Annotated in this window: 18 protein-coding genes and 1 pseudogene; 10 read left to right on the forward strand and 9 right to left on the reverse strand. The window is 55.6% G+C overall.

Annotated features, from left to right (window positions below):
• From ABMV07_RS12385 to ABMV07_RS12405, 5 genes are read left to right on the forward strand one after another with little or no spacing between them, the layout of a single operon-like run.
• Window positions 1-345, forward strand: coding sequence for a head-tail adaptor protein (locus ABMV07_RS12385; RefSeq protein WP_374065032.1), 345 nt, complete (start codon window positions 1-3; stop codon window positions 343-345).
• Window positions 345-767 (forward strand): HK97 gp10 family phage protein, encoded by a 423-nt coding sequence (locus tag ABMV07_RS12390; protein WP_374064665.1) that lies wholly within the window; start codon window positions 345-347, stop codon window positions 765-767. The genes ABMV07_RS12385 and ABMV07_RS12390 overlap by 1 nt, the downstream gene beginning before the upstream one ends.
• Window positions 764-1,108, forward strand: coding sequence for a hypothetical protein (locus tag ABMV07_RS12395; protein WP_374064666.1), 345 nt, complete (start codon window positions 764-766; stop codon window positions 1,106-1,108). Before ABMV07_RS12390 ends, ABMV07_RS12395 begins: the two co-directional genes overlap by 4 nt.
• 18 nt (window positions 1,109-1,126) lie before the next feature.
• Window positions 1,127-1,735, forward strand: a complete 609-nt coding sequence (locus ABMV07_RS12400; RefSeq protein ID WP_374064667.1) for a major tail protein — start codon at window positions 1,127-1,129, stop codon at window positions 1,733-1,735.
• 11 nt (window positions 1,736-1,746) lie between these two features.
• Window positions 1,747-2,148, forward strand: a complete 402-nt coding sequence (locus tag ABMV07_RS12405; protein ID WP_374064668.1) for a hypothetical protein — start codon at window positions 1,747-1,749, stop codon at window positions 2,146-2,148.
• A gap of 519 nt (window positions 2,149-2,667) precedes the next feature.
• Here ABMV07_RS12405 and ABMV07_RS12410 read toward each other — a convergent pair.
• Window positions 2,668-3,603 (reverse strand): Abi family protein, encoded by a 936-nt coding sequence (locus ABMV07_RS12410; protein WP_088268256.1) that lies wholly within the window; start codon window positions 3,601-3,603, stop codon window positions 2,668-2,670.
• Between the two features lie 364 nt (window positions 3,604-3,967).
• Here ABMV07_RS12410 and ABMV07_RS12415 point away from each other — a divergent pair, with 364 nt between their 5' ends.
• On the forward strand, window positions 3,968-4,897 hold the full coding sequence (locus ABMV07_RS12415; RefSeq protein ID WP_374064669.1) for a tape measure protein: 930 nt from the start codon (window positions 3,968-3,970) through the stop codon (window positions 4,895-4,897).
• A 57-nt stretch (window positions 4,898-4,954) separates the two neighbouring features.
• Window positions 4,955-6,114, forward strand: a protein-coding gene (locus tag ABMV07_RS12420) for an IS3 family transposase (protein ID WP_374065033.1) whose coding sequence is annotated in 2 segments (ribosomal slippage) — window positions 4,955-5,227 and window positions 5,230-6,114 — 1,158 coding nt in all. Because the reading frame shifts where the segments join, the coding sequence is not laid out codon by codon here.
• Here the strand turns inward: ABMV07_RS12420 and ABMV07_RS12425 are convergent.
• Window positions 6,111-6,461, reverse strand: a complete 351-nt coding sequence (locus tag ABMV07_RS12425) for a hypothetical protein (protein ID WP_374064670.1) — start codon at window positions 6,459-6,461, stop codon at window positions 6,111-6,113. The two genes, ABMV07_RS12420 and ABMV07_RS12425, sit on opposite strands and share 4 nt — an antisense overlap.
• A 234-nt stretch (window positions 6,462-6,695) precedes the next feature.
• On the opposite strand from ABMV07_RS12425, the gene ABMV07_RS12430 reads away from it, so the two are divergent.
• Window positions 6,696-7,211: a ClbS/DfsB family four-helix bundle protein gene (locus ABMV07_RS12430; protein ID WP_234914357.1), complete on the forward strand. Its 516-nt coding sequence runs from the start codon at window positions 6,696-6,698 to the stop codon at window positions 7,209-7,211.
• Here ABMV07_RS12430 and ABMV07_RS12435 read toward each other — a convergent pair.
• A complete protein-coding gene (locus ABMV07_RS12435; protein WP_374064671.1) occupies window positions 7,208-8,335 on the reverse strand; it encodes a recombinase family protein in 1,128 nt (375 codons plus the stop codon). The genes ABMV07_RS12430 and ABMV07_RS12435 overlap by 4 nt on opposite strands.
• A 42-nt stretch (window positions 8,336-8,377) precedes the next feature.
• Here ABMV07_RS12435 and ABMV07_RS12440 point away from each other — a divergent pair.
• Together ABMV07_RS12440 and ABMV07_RS12445 are read left to right on the forward strand one after the other, a co-directional pair.
• Window positions 8,378-8,567: pseudogene (locus ABMV07_RS12440) on the forward strand (hypothetical protein); the annotation flags it as partial.
• A gap of 267 nt (window positions 8,568-8,834) precedes the next feature.
• Window positions 8,835-9,479 (forward strand): IS3 family transposase, encoded by a 645-nt coding sequence (locus ABMV07_RS12445; RefSeq protein WP_229254987.1) that lies wholly within the window; start codon window positions 8,835-8,837, stop codon window positions 9,477-9,479.
• Window positions 9,480-9,656: 177 nt separating this feature from the next.
• Here ABMV07_RS12445 and ABMV07_RS12450 read toward each other — a convergent pair whose 3' ends face one another.
• From ABMV07_RS12450 to ABMV07_RS12475, 6 genes are all read right to left on the reverse strand, one after another.
• Complete coding sequence (locus ABMV07_RS12450; protein WP_088268249.1) at window positions 9,657-9,872, reverse strand: hypothetical protein; 216 nt, start codon at window positions 9,870-9,872, stop codon at window positions 9,657-9,659.
• The gene (locus ABMV07_RS12455; RefSeq protein WP_111946786.1) at window positions 9,872-10,183 is read right to left on the reverse strand and encodes a helix-turn-helix transcriptional regulator; all 312 of its coding nucleotides are present in this window, start codon (window positions 10,181-10,183) and stop codon (window positions 9,872-9,874) included. Before ABMV07_RS12455 ends, ABMV07_RS12450 begins: the two co-directional genes overlap by 1 nt.
• 154 nt (window positions 10,184-10,337) lie before the next feature.
• The gene (locus ABMV07_RS12460) at window positions 10,338-13,325 is read right to left on the reverse strand and encodes a type I restriction endonuclease subunit R (protein WP_174688214.1); all 2,988 of its coding nucleotides are present in this window, start codon (window positions 13,323-13,325) and stop codon (window positions 10,338-10,340) included.
• Window positions 13,325-14,608: a restriction endonuclease subunit S gene (locus ABMV07_RS12465; RefSeq protein ID WP_088268243.1), complete on the reverse strand. Its 1,284-nt coding sequence runs from the start codon at window positions 14,606-14,608 to the stop codon at window positions 13,325-13,327. The genes ABMV07_RS12460 and ABMV07_RS12465 overlap by 1 nt, the downstream gene beginning before the upstream one ends.
• Window positions 14,608-16,659 carry an N-6 DNA methylase gene (locus ABMV07_RS12470; RefSeq protein WP_374064672.1) on the reverse strand — a complete coding sequence of 684 codons (2,052 nt, stop codon included), beginning with the start codon at window positions 16,657-16,659 and terminating at the stop codon, window positions 14,608-14,610. The genes ABMV07_RS12465 and ABMV07_RS12470 overlap by 1 nt, the downstream gene beginning before the upstream one ends.
• Window positions 16,649-16,855, reverse strand: a complete 207-nt coding sequence (locus ABMV07_RS12475; protein WP_088268239.1) for a type II toxin-antitoxin system Phd/YefM family antitoxin — start codon at window positions 16,853-16,855, stop codon at window positions 16,649-16,651. Before ABMV07_RS12475 ends, ABMV07_RS12470 begins: the two co-directional genes overlap by 11 nt.
• Window positions 16,856-16,976 lie beyond the last annotated feature (121 nt).

Below are 16,976 nucleotides of genomic sequence, written 5' to 3' on the forward strand. Positions count from 1 at the left end.
ATGGGTTTGGGACAGATGCGGCATTTCATCGACATCATTGCCCTGAGCCACGCCAGGGATGCTGCGGGCTTCGACCTCACCCATGAGCAGATCGTTGCTCACGTCAGGGCCGAGGTGGAACGCCGCCACGCCAGCTCAGCGTGGGTTAACCGTGCGGCCTACACGAAAGCCACCGCGATCTTCCGCATCCGCACCCACCCCGGCATCACTGAGGATGAGTCCATGGTGATCGCCGCAGCCGATGGGCGCTGGGTGATCGACAGCGTCGAACAGGTCGGCCGCTACACCGTGATTGAGGCACACCAACACATCCCAGAAGGCGGCGCTGTGGAAGGAGGCGGGTGATGGCGAAGGCAACCGTGAAACTCCCCACCACTGTGCTCGATGAGCTTACGGCGGCAGGAGCCCACCTGGATGAGCACGCCGAATCAGCACTCAAAGCCGGAGCAAGCGTGGTTGAGCCGGTCATGCGAGCCAACCTCACAGCAGCCATCACTGGCCAATACTCCACCGGGCAGCTTGCCGCAGCCCTGGGCCTAACCCCGGTGAAGACGGATCGGGCAGGAAACCACAACGTGAAAGTCGGCTTTGACGAGCCCCGCCAAGACGGGAGTTCGAACGCGAAGATCGCGACCATCCTCGAATACGGATCCACCCGCCAAGTAGCCCGCCCGTTTCTTACCCGCACCCGCCGCACCACCCGCGCCCCAGCCCTGGAGGCCATGAAACGAGTGTTGGCCGAGCGCCTCCCGAAAGGCGACACATGAGCACACCACTGCTGGAGCATCTCACCACCGTCTGCGAGGGGCTGGGCCTTTCGGTGCGGGTGGGCCTGTTTACCGAAACCCCGCTACCGGAAGCGTTCGTGGTGCTCACCCCACTAGTCGACACCCTGGCCCTGTACGGGGATAACACCCCAGGAGCCCAGATCGAAGAAGCACGCATGAGCGTGTATGCGCGGGGCAACTACCTGACGCTTCGCGACCAGCTCACCGCCGCTCTGCTCGATGGTGGTGTCACGATCACGGCCCGTTCCTATATCGGGTTCGAGGACGAGACCGGCTACCACCACTACGCCATCGACACCCAAACCCACCACACGCTCTAACGAAAGGAAACCCCAACTATGGCAACCATTGGACTCGACTCCCTGTACTACGCAACCATCACGGAAAACCCCTCCACTGGGGAGGAAACCTACGGAACGCCTAAGCAGCTGGCTAAGGCAATCAGCGCGGAGGTGTCAATCGAGGTCGCCGAAGCAATCCTGTATGCGGACGACGGGCCTGCCGAGGTCGTCAAAGAGTTCAAGTCCGGCACCCTGACCCTGGGTGTGGATGACATCAGTGCCGAGGTTGCCGCCGACCTGGTTGGTGCGGTCATCGATAAGAACAAGGTGCTGGTCTCTGCATCCGAGGATGGTGGGGCTCCGGTTGCGATCGGGTTCCGCGCCCGCAAGGCGAATGGCACCTACCGGTACTTCTGGCTCTACAAGGTACGCTTTGCTGTTCCGACCGCGTCGCTGACCACCAAGGGCGATTCGATCGAGTTTTCCACCCCAGAGATCGAGGGCACGATCCTGCGCCGCACCAAGCCCGACCCCTCGGGCAAGCATCCGTGGAAGGTGGAAACCACCGAAGGCGAAGCCGCAAAGACCATCACGGACGGTTGGTTCAAGACCGTGTACGAGCCGGCCTACACCACAACCACCACGACCACAGGCTCTGGCAACTAAGGAGGACACGCATGACCACCAAGAAGAAGACCCCCACCAGCGTGCTGCCCGAAGGCCCGGGACACTCCGCGTTCATCCGCCTGGGCGGACGGGACCTGGAGCTGGTGCTCACCACCCGCGCCACCCGGGAAATCGCCTCACGCTACGGCGGGCTTGAGCAGCTTGGCGACAAGCTGGAATCCTCCAATGATTTGGGCGAGCAGATCGGTGAAATCTGCTGGCTGATCGCCCTGCTGGCCAACCAGTCCGTCCTCATCCACAACCTGCACGCCAACGGGGATGAGTGGCCTCAGATCACCGCTGAGGAGGTTGAGCTTCTCACCGTGCCCGGTGAGCTTGCCGACTATAAGGACGCGATCACAGCAGCCTTGGAGGCGGGCATGCGCCGTGAGGTTGCCTCCCCAAAAGCCTGACCAGCACACCCGCAGGTAGCGGATGGGCCGAAACACTGACCAGGCTCACGTACCTGGCCCACCGCTACCTGCACCTGGACCGCTGGCAGAGCGCCCTGCTCCCACTCGGTGTGCTCCTGGACTTGGTCGAATGCCACTGGCAACACGAACAACCAGGCCGCAGCGGTGTTGAACTCACAATCGACGACATCATCCCGCCAGGGATCTAAGCCAAACCAAGGGAGTGGGGAGAACAGGAGGCAAGCCCCGGTGGAACACTATCTCTGGCAGCACCTGCTGTACATGTGTTCTCGCCGGGGCATGTCCCAGTGTAAGAAAAGCGGTAACCCCGGCGATGCAGCCAAAGCTGGGGATCGTTCCGGGGTCTTCGCCAGTAGAGTTTACCCTAGTCTGCGCCGGCGCAGGTCTTGTTAATCCGCTGTACATCTGGCACTCTGGAGATGGACGCCTAATAGTGCTCTAATTCCGAGGCCCGTGTTTCGACACGGGCTTTCGCGTTGCTGTGGGTCAGCAATCTAGCTAGGACCAGAGGTCGAGCTCGCGCCAATTCTCGGGCGCTCCGAGGCGATGGAACGAGACGAGCTGGTTGTGCGGATAGCTTTCCAGAACGCCTACGAGGTCAGGTACACCTCCATCTGTTCCCAAAACAGCATGCAGATAACGTATGAGGCTGAGCTGACCAAACACGAGATGTGAGACGTTCTCAACTGGCTTCATACGAGGATCATCGATTGTCTTTGGTTTAATGTCGAACACTCGCGTAAACAAGCGAGCATGATGAGCCGAATAATTCCGCAGGATATTGAGCGACTTTAGCCACGACTCCAATTGCGGCCCGCTCATATTGCACTCTCTAGCTATGCGATTGCGAGCAGGGTTGGGAGTAAACCTGTACAGGTGGGAGAGCATTCCCCAATCCATGACTTCGACAGCCACCCAGACAGGAAGGATTCCGTCATATTGGCTGCGGTGGTGCTTGACGAAGTCCTCCCGAGAGTTACTCAACGCTTGGCGATATTTCCTTACCCAGTCATCATGCTCAGTAGCTTTTTCTTTGCGAGCTTTTTCTTTGCGTTTTGAAGGATTACTCGCGGTAGCGTTGAGCTTCGACGCATCGAGGTGAATCAGAGGGTCAAGTGCCCCGAGATGGTAGCCAAGCAATGAACGGATCGCTAGCTCTACGGGAGCAAGGTTCGCAAAAACCGCGTGGCGCAATCGAGCATCGAAGTCGTAGAGCGCGAGGACAAGATCGAGGGTGGCGCCGTCCTTGAAAACATCAAGTGCCGTGCGTGTTTGGGGATCTACTTGACGCATCGAGTGCCAGTAACCCGATAGCCGATAGTAGTTATGCGTGCGCAGAACTTCGGCAGCATGCGCCGGATCGTCGATGCCCATTCCTCGTGACTGGAGGATGCTGACCTGTTCCTCATAGCTCTTGAACGGCTTTGTCCCCATGCGACCTCGTGAAGATAGAAAGGGACCGGCCCTGGACTCCCACCGAGATGGGCAGCGGAACCGGTCGTGTTGACACCCATGCTAGCACACTGATGCCGAGCACGCACTAGGTCACGATTGCGCCAGGGGCCTGGCCTCTCTGTTCCGATAGGACACCCTCGGCACATGACGACCGGCTCTGACCACATCCGAAGACGTGGCGAGCCGGTACTGGTAGGACCAGATTAGTACGTAACGCTACGGGAGCCAAGAAGCACGCAGCCATCACGCGTCAGAGTGCTCCAGTACCCCAATTTTCCAGCTTCCTTATGCCCCTCCACGTGTTGTGGTGGGGCTTTTCTGTATCCCCAGAAAGGCATACCCCATGGCTGATTCGACTTTTGGTTTGAAGATTGGCCTGGAGGGCGAGCGGGAGTTCAAGAAGGCGATCGCGGACATCAACCGTGAGATGCGGGTGCTCGGCTCAGAGATGAAGGTGGTGGCCTCCCAGTTCGGCAAGAACGCCACCGACGCTGACGCCCTAACTGCCCGCAACCAGGTACTGGGCAAAGAGATCGAGGCCCAGCGCTCCAAGATTCAGGCGCTCAAGGCCGCACTGGATAACGCGTCTGCCTCCTTCGGCCAGTCGGATTCTCGCACCCAGAACTGGCGGATCCAGCTCAACAACGCCACCGCCACGCTCAACGACATGGAGCGCGAACTTTCCGAGAACACTTCCAAGATCGACCAGCTCACCACCGCGGCAGGCTCCAGTGAGGGTGAGCTCAAGGACGCGGCCAGTGGTGCGGACAAGCTCTCCCGCGAGGTTGATGAACTAGGCGGTGAGCTGGACGACACCTCGGGTAAGACCCGCATCTTTGGTGATGTCCTGAAAGCGAACCTTGCTGCCGAGGCCATCATCGGTGGGGTCAAAGCCATCGGCGGGGCGATCGCGGGGATTGGTCGTGGGTTTGCCCAGGCCATGAAGGATGGTGTTGCCTACAACGCCTCGATGGAGCAGTACACCACGAGCTTTACCACCATGCTGGGTGACCAGGCCAAGGCCCAGCAGCTGGTCAACGACCTGAAGGTCACGGCCGCGAAAACCCCGTTTGGGATGGAGGATCTAGCCAAAAACACCCAAACGTTGATGGCCTTCGGTATCAGCGCGGATGAGGCGAAGCTGCGGCTTGGCCAGCTGGGTGATATTTCCCAGGGCGATGCCCAAAAACTCGAATCCCTCACACTTGCCTTCGCACAGGTCTCTAGTGCCGGCAAGCTCTCCGGTCAGGATCTGTTGCAGAGGGTCTGCTGAGGGTTTGGTTGACGTCTAGCTTGTTTCGCTGGGGCGGGGCAGGGAAGGATGTTGATTATGTCGAAGTTGTATTCAGAGCAGTTCAAAGCTGATGCCGTGGCGTTGGTGGAGTCTGGGGTTGCTCGCCGTCAGGTGTGTGCTGATTTGGGGATCTCGCGTTCCTCGTTGCAAAAATGGATTACTGATGCGAGGTTGCAGGCTCAGGGGATGCAACCGTGTGCTGATCCGGTAGTGGCTAAAGAGATGCGCCAGGCTTTGAAACGGATTCGCGAGTTGGAGATGGAAAACGAAGTGCTACGTGCAGCGGCGGCGTACCTGTCTCAAGAGGTGATTCGCCCAAAAGGGTCTTCCCGACCGTGGAAAAGCTGATCAAGGCAGGTAAGGCGACCGTGACGGTAGCGGCTCGGGTACTGGGGTTTTCCCGCCAAGCGTTTTATAAATGGGCTGCTAAGCCAGTTTCGGACAGGCAAGCCCAAGAAGTAGAACTTATAGACAAGATTCGCCAGATTCACAGTGACGATCCTGAATTTGGTTACCGCCTGATAGCAGACGAGCTCCATGATCAAGGGATAGAGATTTCTGAGCGTCGAGTATGGCGTTTGTGTTCTCATGCTCAGGTGTTCTCGGTGATCGCTAGGCGTAAGTCGCGTGGGAAGAAGTCGGGTGCTCCAGTACATGATGACCTGTTACAGCGTCACTTCCACGCTGATGCGCTCAACGTTGCGTGGGTTACAGATATTGCGGAGCATTGGACCAAAGAGGGCAAGCTGTATCTGTGTGCGATCAAAGACCTGTGCTCGCGAAGAATCGTGGGCTATGCGACCGGTGGGCGGATGAAATCACGCCTCGTGGTGGCGGCGCTCGATGATGCGATGAGGAAACGAGGCAATCCCCATGGCGTAATCATTCACTCTGATCGTGGCTCGCAATTTCGTTCTAGAAAATTCCGTGCCGCGCTGAAATCTTACGGCGCGAAGGGATCTATGGGCAGAGTTGGAGCGTGTGGGGATAACGCTGCGATGGAATCTTTCTTCGCTCTTGTACAAAAGAACGTTCTTGATCGTGGCTTTTGGAACAGGCGCCGTGAACTATCTGCCGCGATCACTCACTGGATTGAACGGACATATCACAGGAAAAGACGGCAACGAGCACTGGGTAAATTGACACCAATCGAATACGAAACAATCATGGAACCAGCCGCATCCCTTGCGGCCTAAAAATCAGAAGGAAAACTGTCAACCAAACCCTCAGCAGACCCATTCATTTCTGGAACAGTAACAATATGTGGGGTTGCAAGTGGCTGATAAAGCATCTTGAACTGCTTTTTTACATCGTAGACCATGATTAAATTACCCTGCTGCTCGCTCCGGATTGGTGGGGTCATTTTGTTTTCCCCATTGTGCTTATTGTATCTATCCTCGATCTCCCGTGGTACGTGGTAGCCAAGGAAGTCGGACACCTTCTTTGCCCGATTTTGCACCCACCCTGCACGGCTTTGCACCCACCCGACTCGGGTTTGCACCCACCTAGAGCCGAACTGCACCCACTTGACTTGCTTTTGCACCCACCCTAGGCTTTGTATCCATCGTGACCGCCTTTGGTCCACTATGACGTCGGATTTGATAAGCCGGCGTTTGCGTTAGCGCGTATACCCCAAAGGGGTGTGGAAAACCTGCTGCGTTAGCGGGTTGGGATTTTGCGTTAGCGCGTATCATGTTTCCTCTAGTAAAATGCTGTTTTGTCGTTGAATGCGCTAACGAAGCGTAAAACTTATGGCTGCTTCACAATGAGGTGTGTGATGAAATCGTATGAATCAGGCGATGAACTAGCCGCAGAGATTACTAAGCGTGGCGGTCTTTTTATCGGCGAGTTCGCAGGTGTTCCCGATGATGGTTGGGATCGGCTGATTGACGGTGTTGATCGCACTCCCCGGCAGATGATCGCATACCAGCTTGGCTGGATGGAACTGTTGCTTGGCTGGGAACGTGACGAGCAGGCAGGCAAAGAGGTAATTACTCCGGCACCTGGATATAAGTGGAATCAGCTCGGTGGATTGTATGAGTCGTTCTACCAACGCTGGGAACAAGAAGCTGCCGAAGATTTGATTGACCAGTTCGGGACCTTGCTCGGTGAGATAGTCAAAATGGTGGATGGCCTAACCGAGTCAGAATTGTTTGAGTCGGGTCAGCGCGCATGGGCGTCTTCCACCCCGTCGGCGTGGCCGGTATGGAAATGGGTGCACATCAACACGGTCGCCCCGTTTACCACGTTCCGCACCAAGATCCGCAAGTGGAAGAAACTGGCTGACTGCTAGCCAATAGGCACAATGATTTCGGTGCCAGTCCTGAAGGCGAACCAGATTTGGTCTGTTCCGATAATGGTGTGGTTGATGAGGGCGGTCCACTGGGATGGCTGAAAATTCTGAATCGGCTGGTCGACCAACTGGTTGTAGGCGGTTTTGACCGCGGTGATCTTGACATGTTTGGCTGCGGTCTCGGCATCGATGGCTTGTTTGCGGCCCAGGGTTTTCTGGTATCGCGCTTCTAGCTGAGTGTAGTGGGCGAGATATTGGTCTTGGTCTTGCGCTATCCGCTGATTCTCAGCAACCAATGCTTCAATCTCACTGGTAAGAGCACGGATTTTCTCGTCTAGGAGCTTGGACTCCGCTTCGAACTGGTCGGTATTAAACATGGCGTCGATGACCTGCGGTAGATGGCTTTCCCCACGATAGTTTTCAGCCAACTGGCCCAGAGCACGCAAGAATGCGGTCTGGATTTGCTCGTCACGCAAGGTAGCGGTTTTGCACGGCTGGGCGTGGTCGTATTTTTGGTTGCATCGCCAGATCGTGTGCTTGTATTTAGTGTTTGACGCCCAGGTTTTACGCCCGTACCAGGCACCGCAATCTTCGCATTTGAGACGACTGGCGAACAGCCCGATCTTGGCGGTGTTGGTTGCGTGGCGGGTGGCTAGCTCGTATTGGACCTGGTCCCACACGGCTGGGTCAATGATCGGCTCGTGATTGCCGGTGACGTAATACTGCGGGACTTCACCTTCATTGACTTCAATGCGTTTGGTCAAAAAGTCAGCGGTAAACGTCTTCTGAAGCAAAGCGTCGCCTTTGTATTTCTCGTTGGACAAGATCGAGCGCACGGTTGAGGTGGACCAGTTGGTTTTACCGCGCGGAGTCAAAATGCCGCGACGCTGTAGCTCTGCGCGGATCTCGGTAATCGACGAGCCGTTTAAGAATAGCTGGTAGATCAAGCGCACGGTCGGAGCTTGGGTCTCATCAATAGCTAGGTTACCTTCGGTGCCTTTCTTGTATCCCAGCAGCGAGGAGTATGGCACCATGACTTTGCCGTCGGCGAAGCGCCTGCGGTGCCCCCCCCAAGTGACGTTCTCAGATATGGAGCGCGATTCTTCCTGAGCAAGACTGGACATGATGGTGATGAGTAGTTCGCCTTTAGAATCCAGTGTCCTGAAGTGTCCCAGGTTTTGTTCCGTTTGAGTAGATGGGAAAATCTGGAACATGCCAAGAAAATTTGACCAAGATGCGAAGGACCGCGTCGTTCGCTTGGTGGAGGATCGCATCCTAGCAGAGAACATGTCGATGCAGGCCGCGTGCCAAGCAGTGGCGCCGAAGCTGGGCGTCTCATGGCATACTGCTCAGCAGTGGACACAAGCTGCTCGCCGTAACGGTCGTATTGCCGAGCCGTTGCCCGAAGACCTCGTGGCAGAGGTAGCCAAGCCTCGGCGTGAGAATCAAGAACTTCGCGACACCAACGAGCTGTTAAAGGCCGCGTCGGCTTTTTCGCATCGGAACCAGACCCCAAACGTTAAGAAATGATCCAGTTCATCGATAAACACCAAAATCATTTCACCGTCGAGTTCATCTGCACGACGTTAAACACACACCGTGTTGGTGGTTTCCTTACCTCTCGTGGGTACCGCCAATCTAAGGCTCGGGGATTTAAGTGTCCGTAGCCTTCGCGACGCCGCCCTAGTAGAGCGCATTACCGAAGTTCATAAACAAAACTACGGTGTCTACGGGATTCGCAAAATGTGGCACGCGCTGCGCCGTGAAGGAATCGACATTGGACGTGAACAGACCGCGCGTCTGATGCGCCTTGCAGGTGTGTCTGGCAAAAATAAAGGCCGGTCTCCCGTGACGACATATAAGCCCAAGGAACCCGACACCCACCCCGACTTGGTGGGTCGTGAGTTTCGAGCCTATGGTCCTAATCGGCTATGGGCGGCAGACATTACCTATGTGCGCACCAGAAAAGGGGTTGTGTACGCCGCCTTCGTGACTGATGTGTTCTCCCAGAGGATCGTCGGCTGGGCGTTGCCTGACTCGATGCGCACCGAAGCGTTACCGTTGCAAGCACTCAATCAAGCCATTGTGTGCGCCAAGAAGACCACCGGTCTAGTTCACCACTCGGATCACGGCTGGCAATATGTGAGCATTATCTACAATGAGCGTCTTGCTGAGCATGGAATTATTGCGTTGACCGGTACTGTTGGTGACTCTTATGACAATGCACTGGCTAAAAAACGTCAACGGCCCCTCACAAAAACGAGCTGATTCATACCAGGTTGTGGACTGACGTGGTTGATGTTGAGATTGCCACGTTTGAGTGGGTGAATTGGTGGAACGGTCAAGGCTCCACCAGAGCCTGGGCTACCGAGCGCCGGTCGAAGTGGAAACCGAGTTTTGGAGCCGCAACCCTTCCCAAGAAATAATGGAAATCAAGGCACAAGCCTAGGAACAAAACCCAGGGCACTTCATTCCGAGGATACTCCCATCCAAGGTGAGCTCTTGGTAGTCAATGTTGGCGTCGAGCTGAAACTCGGCAAAATGCTCAATATCGAGCGGTATTGCTTCGCGCAGGTGAGCGCCATCGTGGTACTTGGCAAACAGTCTTTCCGCCTTCGTTTCAAGCTTATTCTTGCTGAGGTAGGGTGGCTGGAGGGTCACTAGTTTGAATCCCTGCCTTCAATAATGTTGATGATGTTCTCCCACTGCCTGTCGCTGAGATCCTGCTCTTTGGCGCGGCGAAGGGCAACGCGAGCAAGATCGGTTTCCATGATGTAGCCGGACAGATCTGCGGAAACTTGGTTCTCGCGAGTCAATGCAGCAAGGTCAAACATTTGCTCGCGCTCAGCCCTGCTCAGCTTCAGAGCAGTTGCAATCTCCTCCAGCTTGCCATCGGGTGCGGCGCGACGGCCTTTCTCAATATCGCTGAGATAAGGCGCAATCACGCCGATCATGTCAGCGAAGCGTCTCATGCTGTTTGCGACGTTCGGCAACGAATCTCCCGAACTCAAATTGGTCGCTCATGTATCCTCCTAGCGTGTTCGCTACCATGCGAACGCGCGAATCGAGCGGGCTGCAAGAGGTCTTCTTGGGCGCGTCGTGCGGTCCTTCAGGCTGTCCGGGTATCTAATCCTTGCGGTTGAGACGATCGTGAATCAAGGGCAGGAGCACGCGGTCAATATCTGCTTTGAATTGTGGGTCGGAGAGGTACTTGATCGCAAAATCCTGGTTCTGGTTCATGCGTTCGAGCACGATGTCTTTGATGCGCTCGTCGTAAACGATGGCGAACATGTCCAGCGAGTTGCGGGCACGTGACTGAACCTCAGGGTCGTCAACCATGTCCTCGGTCAGCTGCTCAATGACTTTGTCCATGTGAGTGAACTCGGTGCCCCAACGGTCGTTGAGCTTGGAGAGGATGTTTGACAAAGTGTCCTTCTCGTCCTCGCTGGCCCCACCCGTATCGGGATTGTTCGACAGTTCGCCTTCCTCATCAGCGAGGTCGATCGAACCTTCGTACACCTGCTGGAGGCGGTAATACTGCAAGGCGACCTCGTCCTCAAGGCTCGGCGCGGGGTCACCATCGATGTGGAGCTTTCGCACCAGGAGCCTGACGTATGCGGCAAAGCGGTGGAGGCGCTCGTCGTCGTAGCGGATGATATGTGTCAGGAAGTCATAGTTGCGGGTGAACTTGTTCATCCTTGCCCGCACTTCCAGTTTGTCTTCTTCGTCAAGCTCGTTGAACCGGCCTACCGCCGGGTCAAGGTAGGCGTTGAGCTTGCCGAAGTCGAGATTCGTTTGCTTTTTCTGCTCGGTGAAGAACACCTTGGCAAAGCCCTCGATTTCCTTGTCTGTCCACAAATGGTATGAGGCAAGGAAGTGGTACAGGTCGTAGACGATGTTGGGGTCGGTTTCTTCCGTGATGCCTGTCGAGATGTAGTAGTCTTGGAAGGATTTTTGAATGTCCTCTGCGGAGTTGACGAAGTCGAGGACGAAGGTGTCGGTCTTTCCCGGGTGCATACGGTTGATCCGTGACAGCGTCTGTACGGCTTTTACTCCGTGGAGTTTCTTATCCACGTACATGGTGTGCAACAAGGGCTGATCAAAGCCTGTCTGGTATTTCTCGGCAACCAGCAGCAGCTGGTACTCGCCGGTGGCAAACCTCTCGGGTAGCTCGGCTTCTGGGATCTGGTTGAGCTGTTCTTCGGTGTATTCGGCACCGTCGTCTTCGACAGTTCCAGAGAATGCCACGAGCACTCCAAGGTCGGTGTAGCCTTTCTGCGCAATATAGTCGCGGAAGGCGAAGTAGTAGCGCACCGCGTGAAGGCGAGATCCGGTGACGAGCATTGCCTTGGCGTTCCCGCCGATCTTGTGGGCAACGTTGGTGCGGAAGTGCTCGATGATGATCTCCGCTTTTTGCCGCAGGTTATACGGGTGCAGACTCAAATACTTGCCCAGCGCTTTATTGGCCTGTTTGGTGGAGTACTCGGGGTCATCAGCCGTGGTCTTCCCGACCCGGTAATACGTCTGGTACGTGGTGTAGTTCTTCAACACGTCGAGGATGAAGCCCTCTTCGATGGCCTGACGCATTGAGTACACGTGGTAGGGGCGTGGAGTAGCATCCGGTACCGGAGTGCCGAAGATCTCTAGCGTCTTCTGTTTCGGCGTCGCAGTGAACGCGAAGAACGACAGGTTCTGCTGATGTCCCTGTGTGCGCAGCTCCTCGGCGATCTGCTCGTCAACCTCTAGTTGTTCCGCTTCAACCTGGGCTTCGGCGGCCGCGTAGCGTTCAAGCAGGTCCTCCTCGGACTCCTTGCCAGCAGTGGCGGTGTCTGCGAGCACTTGCTTGAGCTTCTCCGACGCCTCGCCTGTCTGTGACGAGTGAGCCTCATCAACGATGACGGCGAAGCGCTTACCAGTCGTCGCCACATTGCTCACGTCGACAAAGGGGAACTTCTGCAACGTGGAGATGATGATCTTCGCACCATCGGCGAGCGCCTCTGTCAGTTGGCGTGCGTTCCTATCGACCCTCACCACCACGCCAGCGGTGTGGTCCATTGCGTAGATCGTGTCCTGCAGCTGTTTATCCAGCACGCGCCGGTCTGTGATCACAATGATCGAATCAAAGACTGCGCGCTGCTGGTCATCGTGCAGGTTCGACAGATGGTGGGCAAGCCACGCAATAGTGTTCGACTTGCCTGACCCGGCCGAGTGCTGCACCAGATAGTTATTCCCTGCACCGTGGCTCTTAGCATCGGCCACGAGCGCACGTACGGCATCAAGCTGGTGGTAGCGCGGGAAGATCAACTTGTCTTTGCGCCGGTCGCTCTCGTGCGGAATGAACTGGACGAATCGATGCAGAATATCCAGCAGGGAATCCTTCGCCAAGACCTCCTCCCACAGATAGGAAGTCTTGTACTTACCTGGCACTGGCGGATTCCCAGCACCATTTTCAAAGCCACGGTTAAACGGCAGGAACACCGTATCCATGCCCGCGAGCTTGGTGGTCATCCACACCTGGTCAGTATCAACGGCGAAGTGGACCACCGCGCGGCGGTTCAGCCCGAACAAGACCTCAGAGGCAGGCCTATAACGCTTGTACTGGTCAACAGCATCCCTGTAAGTCTGGCCCGTGAGCTGATTCTTCAACTCCATCGTCACCACCGGGATACCGTTGACAAACAACACGGTGTCAACGGAGTTGGAGTTCTTCGTCGAGTAGTACAGCTGACGGACCACAGTCATTCGGTTCGCCCAGTACTTCTCTGCCAGCAGCTCGTTGAGGTCAGAACCGGGGGCGAAGAACACCAGCTTGAAGCGCGCACCAAGATCCTCCACTCCGCGACGCAGCACCTCCACGACGCCGCGCTTGTCGAGCTCGCGAGCAACGCGCTTGCAGAACTTCGCCCCAGCCTTCGCGCCATGAATGCGCTCTAGGCGCTTCCACTGCTGAGGTTGGGTCTCGCGCACAAAATCGAGCAGATCCTGCGGATACAAACCAAGCCGCTTATCAAAACCGGCCGATGGCCGCGATTCGTAGAGGTCGAACTCGGAAGGACCGACATGAGTCAACCAATACTCGATCTCATCTTCGAACCTGCGCTCCGACGTATCCATCACGCCACCTCTCCCACACGAACCTTGCCCGTCACGGCATCATTAATAACCTGCTTGCGATACTCGCCCAGAAGCTCAATCTGCCTGTTGATACCAGCAATCGTTGAGTCGATTTCGGTGTATTTCTCTTCAATGTAATCGGCAATTCTTCTTTGCTGATTAAGAGGAGGCAGTGGAAACCTCATATTCAAGAAGGCTTTCGGCTGTAGCCGCCACCGCCCCAGATTAGAAACCCCTTGACCGTAGCGGTAAAAAATGCGCCTCGTGTACCCCATTTGCAGAACATGTGTAAAATAGCGAGGTTCCGCAGCAATAGCCCGTCGCAAGCGAAATACCCGGTAGTCGGGGCTCGTAACTCCGTCATACGCACTTCGATCTACCCAGCCAGTGAGCAAGTCCATGGAGTTCATTGCATAATCACCAGCATCTACACGCTGATACAGGTCATAGGACTCGGCGAGTTGACCAAAGTGGGAGCTCAGGTCCTTTGGCACTATGCCTTTCTGCGTGATCGAAAGTACCCGATCCGAAAAACCGGGTTCAATCCGTTTCACGACCTCAAACAGGTGGCGTCCGGGAATTGTTGTCCAACTCTCAGGCATGAGTCCAATCCAATCGACCTCGCTCTCCACCTTGTGACTCGCCTTCTCCAGCCCACCCGTTAGAGCCTCCCAGGAGACTTCCCGCCTATACTTCTCTAGCAACTCAACCTGGAAAGACAGCTTTTCGATGAGGGCGTCAACCTCTGCTGTCTTTGAATCCAAATACAGAGCAATTGCGTCGGCTACATGCCTTGGCGGAAGAATACATAACGTATCTTTTATCACTCGTTGCGAGGGGTGAAACACCTTCGTGCCCATCATGTGTGGCCTTATTTGCTCGCGAAAGAAGACGGAGTCAAATAAGTACGCAATAAATCTCTCGGGCAACTCGCTTTTTGGAGTAAGTACGATGGTATCTGTGCCTGCGATTCCGCGCTGCGCACCTTGTATCAGAGTGAAATTACCACTTCCCTCGTAATCTTCTGAAGATCCTGCGAAGAGAAACTGGCCCTTTGACACGAAGTCATTCACTCCATGATTCACTGGTTCCGCGACTCGGCCAAGCCTGGCCGTATCAAGGTCAACTTCAAACCCGTACTCACCGTGAATATCTCCGTAATGAACGCAGGGAATGCCACTACTTCCCATTTCTGCTCTGCCAATGGCATAGCCCCGCTTAAACCGAAAAAGGTATCGTGTTGGAATCTTCTTCCAGCCTTCTAATGGGGACTTGTCGCCCATTACTTCACCTGCTCGCTGAACAGTTTTGCGATGTCCGCTTGGATGCTCGCGGAGAGGGCTTGAATCTCGGCGAGGGTTTCGACGGGGTCGCCGAGCTCTTCGTACTTGTAGAAGTATCGGGTAAAGGGGATTTCGTAACCGATCTTGGTTTTGGCGTGGTCTATCCAGGCGTCGGGGGCGTAGGGGATCACTTCGCGTTGGAAGTATGCCTCGATATCCTCGCGGAGCGGGATCTGCTCGGTATCGCGCAGGTCCGCGTCTGGCTCAGGGTTACCTTTCGCATCGACGCAGATATCCGCGGAGGGGTTCTTTGTGCTGAGCTCGGCGACAATCTTACGTAGCGATGCGATGCTAATCTTCTCACCGCGTTCCTTGATGCCTTTACGGAGAAGGTCGGTGAACACGTCGCGGTTGAGGTACATGTGCTCAGCATCGAGTGCCTCAAGGGTGGCAACGATCGCCGTCTGTACTCGCTTACCCGCCTCGATTTCTTCGGTGCGTGCTGGCTCGGTTCGTTTTCTCGATGTGGCTAGGTCAGTAAAGGGCTTGGTCCCCTTGAGTGCTTCGAGCGTCTCCGAGCTGGCTTGGAAGCTCAACCGTAGTGGACGCTCCACGGTGACTTCGTGGTAGGCAAAGTCCTCGGTGTCAAAGATCTTCGACGCCTCAGTTTCCCGAAAGTCTCCATAGATGCGAGTGATATCGGCGATGTGCTCGGGCGTGAGCTCCTTGCGCTTTTCACCCAAGGGCTTACGCATCCGCTGAAAGTAACTGGTCGCGTCGATCAGTTGCACCTTGTTCTTGCGGCGACGTTCCTTCTTATTCGAAAGAACCCAGATGTAGGTGAGGATGCCGGTGTTGTAGAACATCTGGCCGGGTAGCGCGATGATCGCTTCCAACCAGTCATTTTCAAGGATCCAGCGGCGGATCTCAGATTCGCCCTGCCCGGCTCCGCCTGTGAAGAGGGGCGAGCCATTGAATACGATGCCAATCCGTGTTCCAGGAGCATTCACGAGGTCCTGTGGATCGTAGGGCTTCATCTTCGAGATCATGTGCTGCAAGAAAAGAAACGAGCCGTCTGAAACACGAGGCGTTCCAGCGCCGAAGCGACCCTGGAACCCCTTTCGTTCAGCTTCTTCATGAATCGGGGCGGCGTACTTCTTCCAATTCACTCCAAAAGGTGGATTGCACAGCATGTAGTCAAAGCGGAGGCCCGCCGTCTGGTCATTGGTCAGCGAGTTACCAAAGTAGATGCGTTCTTGCCGTTCGCCCTTGATCATGATGTCCGACTTCGCCACCGCATACGTCTGCGGGTTGAGCTCTTGCCCGTAGACCTCGAGGCGGGCAGTGTCATTCAGATCCTCAACATGCTGCGCAGCGATCGAGAGCATTCCACCGGTGCCGACCCCGGGGTCATACAGCGACGCCATAGCACCGTCTGCGCAAAGCCTGTTAATATCTTCTTCTGGGTTGAAAAGAAGATTGACCATCAGGCTAATGACCTCACGCGGGGTGAAGTATTCACCAGCGGTTTCATTCGACAGTTCGGAGAACCGACGGATGAGCTCTTCGAAGATGTAGCCCATCTGGTCGTTACTGACCACGTCAGGGTGAAGGTTAACCTTTGAGGACGTGAACTCGGTGAGCACCTGATAGAGCAGGCCTGCTTTGTCGAGGCGCTCAATCACGTTGTAGAAGCTGTATGCCTCCATCACTTTACGCGCGGCAGGCGCGAACGCTTGCACGTAGTAACTCAAGTTCTGCTCAAGATTGTCAGGGTCATCCAACAAAGTCTTGAGCGTGAAGTTCGACGTATTCCAAAACGGGTAGCCCGTAGCCTTGGCGTACTGCAGTTCCTTGATCTTGCTCGGAACTGAGGTGGCCTTGATATTCAGGACTGCTTGCTTTGTATCCACGAGAACGGAATCGAGTCGGGTCAGCACAGTGAAAGGCAACACGACGTCGCCGTACTCGTGTTCCTTATAGTCGCCACGCAGAATCTCTGCGATGTTCCAAATCAAAGCAACGTGGCTAGTAAGTCTGTCAGTGCTCACTCGGGTCGATTCCTTCATTCATTAGTCGCTCGTAGCGTTCGTTCGAGATCACCACGGCGATCGGTTTTCCGTAGCGCAGAACGTAAGCGGGCTCGTCCTTGTCGGCCACCTCCTTGATCAGGCGCGATGCCTGACCACGCGAAAGATCACCGATGTTGATGTGACGCATCGGAACCTTGCGTTTCTTGATCGCCATGAGTCTCCCTGTCGTTCATGCGGGCCACCCTAAGTCTCCCACACAAGCTGAGCAGATGGAGGCAAAAACACGGCACAGATACATGTTAATTACCACCAATAGTTACATGTAAATATAGATG

This window comes from Corynebacterium belfantii, assembly GCF_041898185.1.
GTDB lineage: Bacteria > Actinomycetota > Actinomycetes > Mycobacteriales > Mycobacteriaceae > Corynebacterium > Corynebacterium belfantii.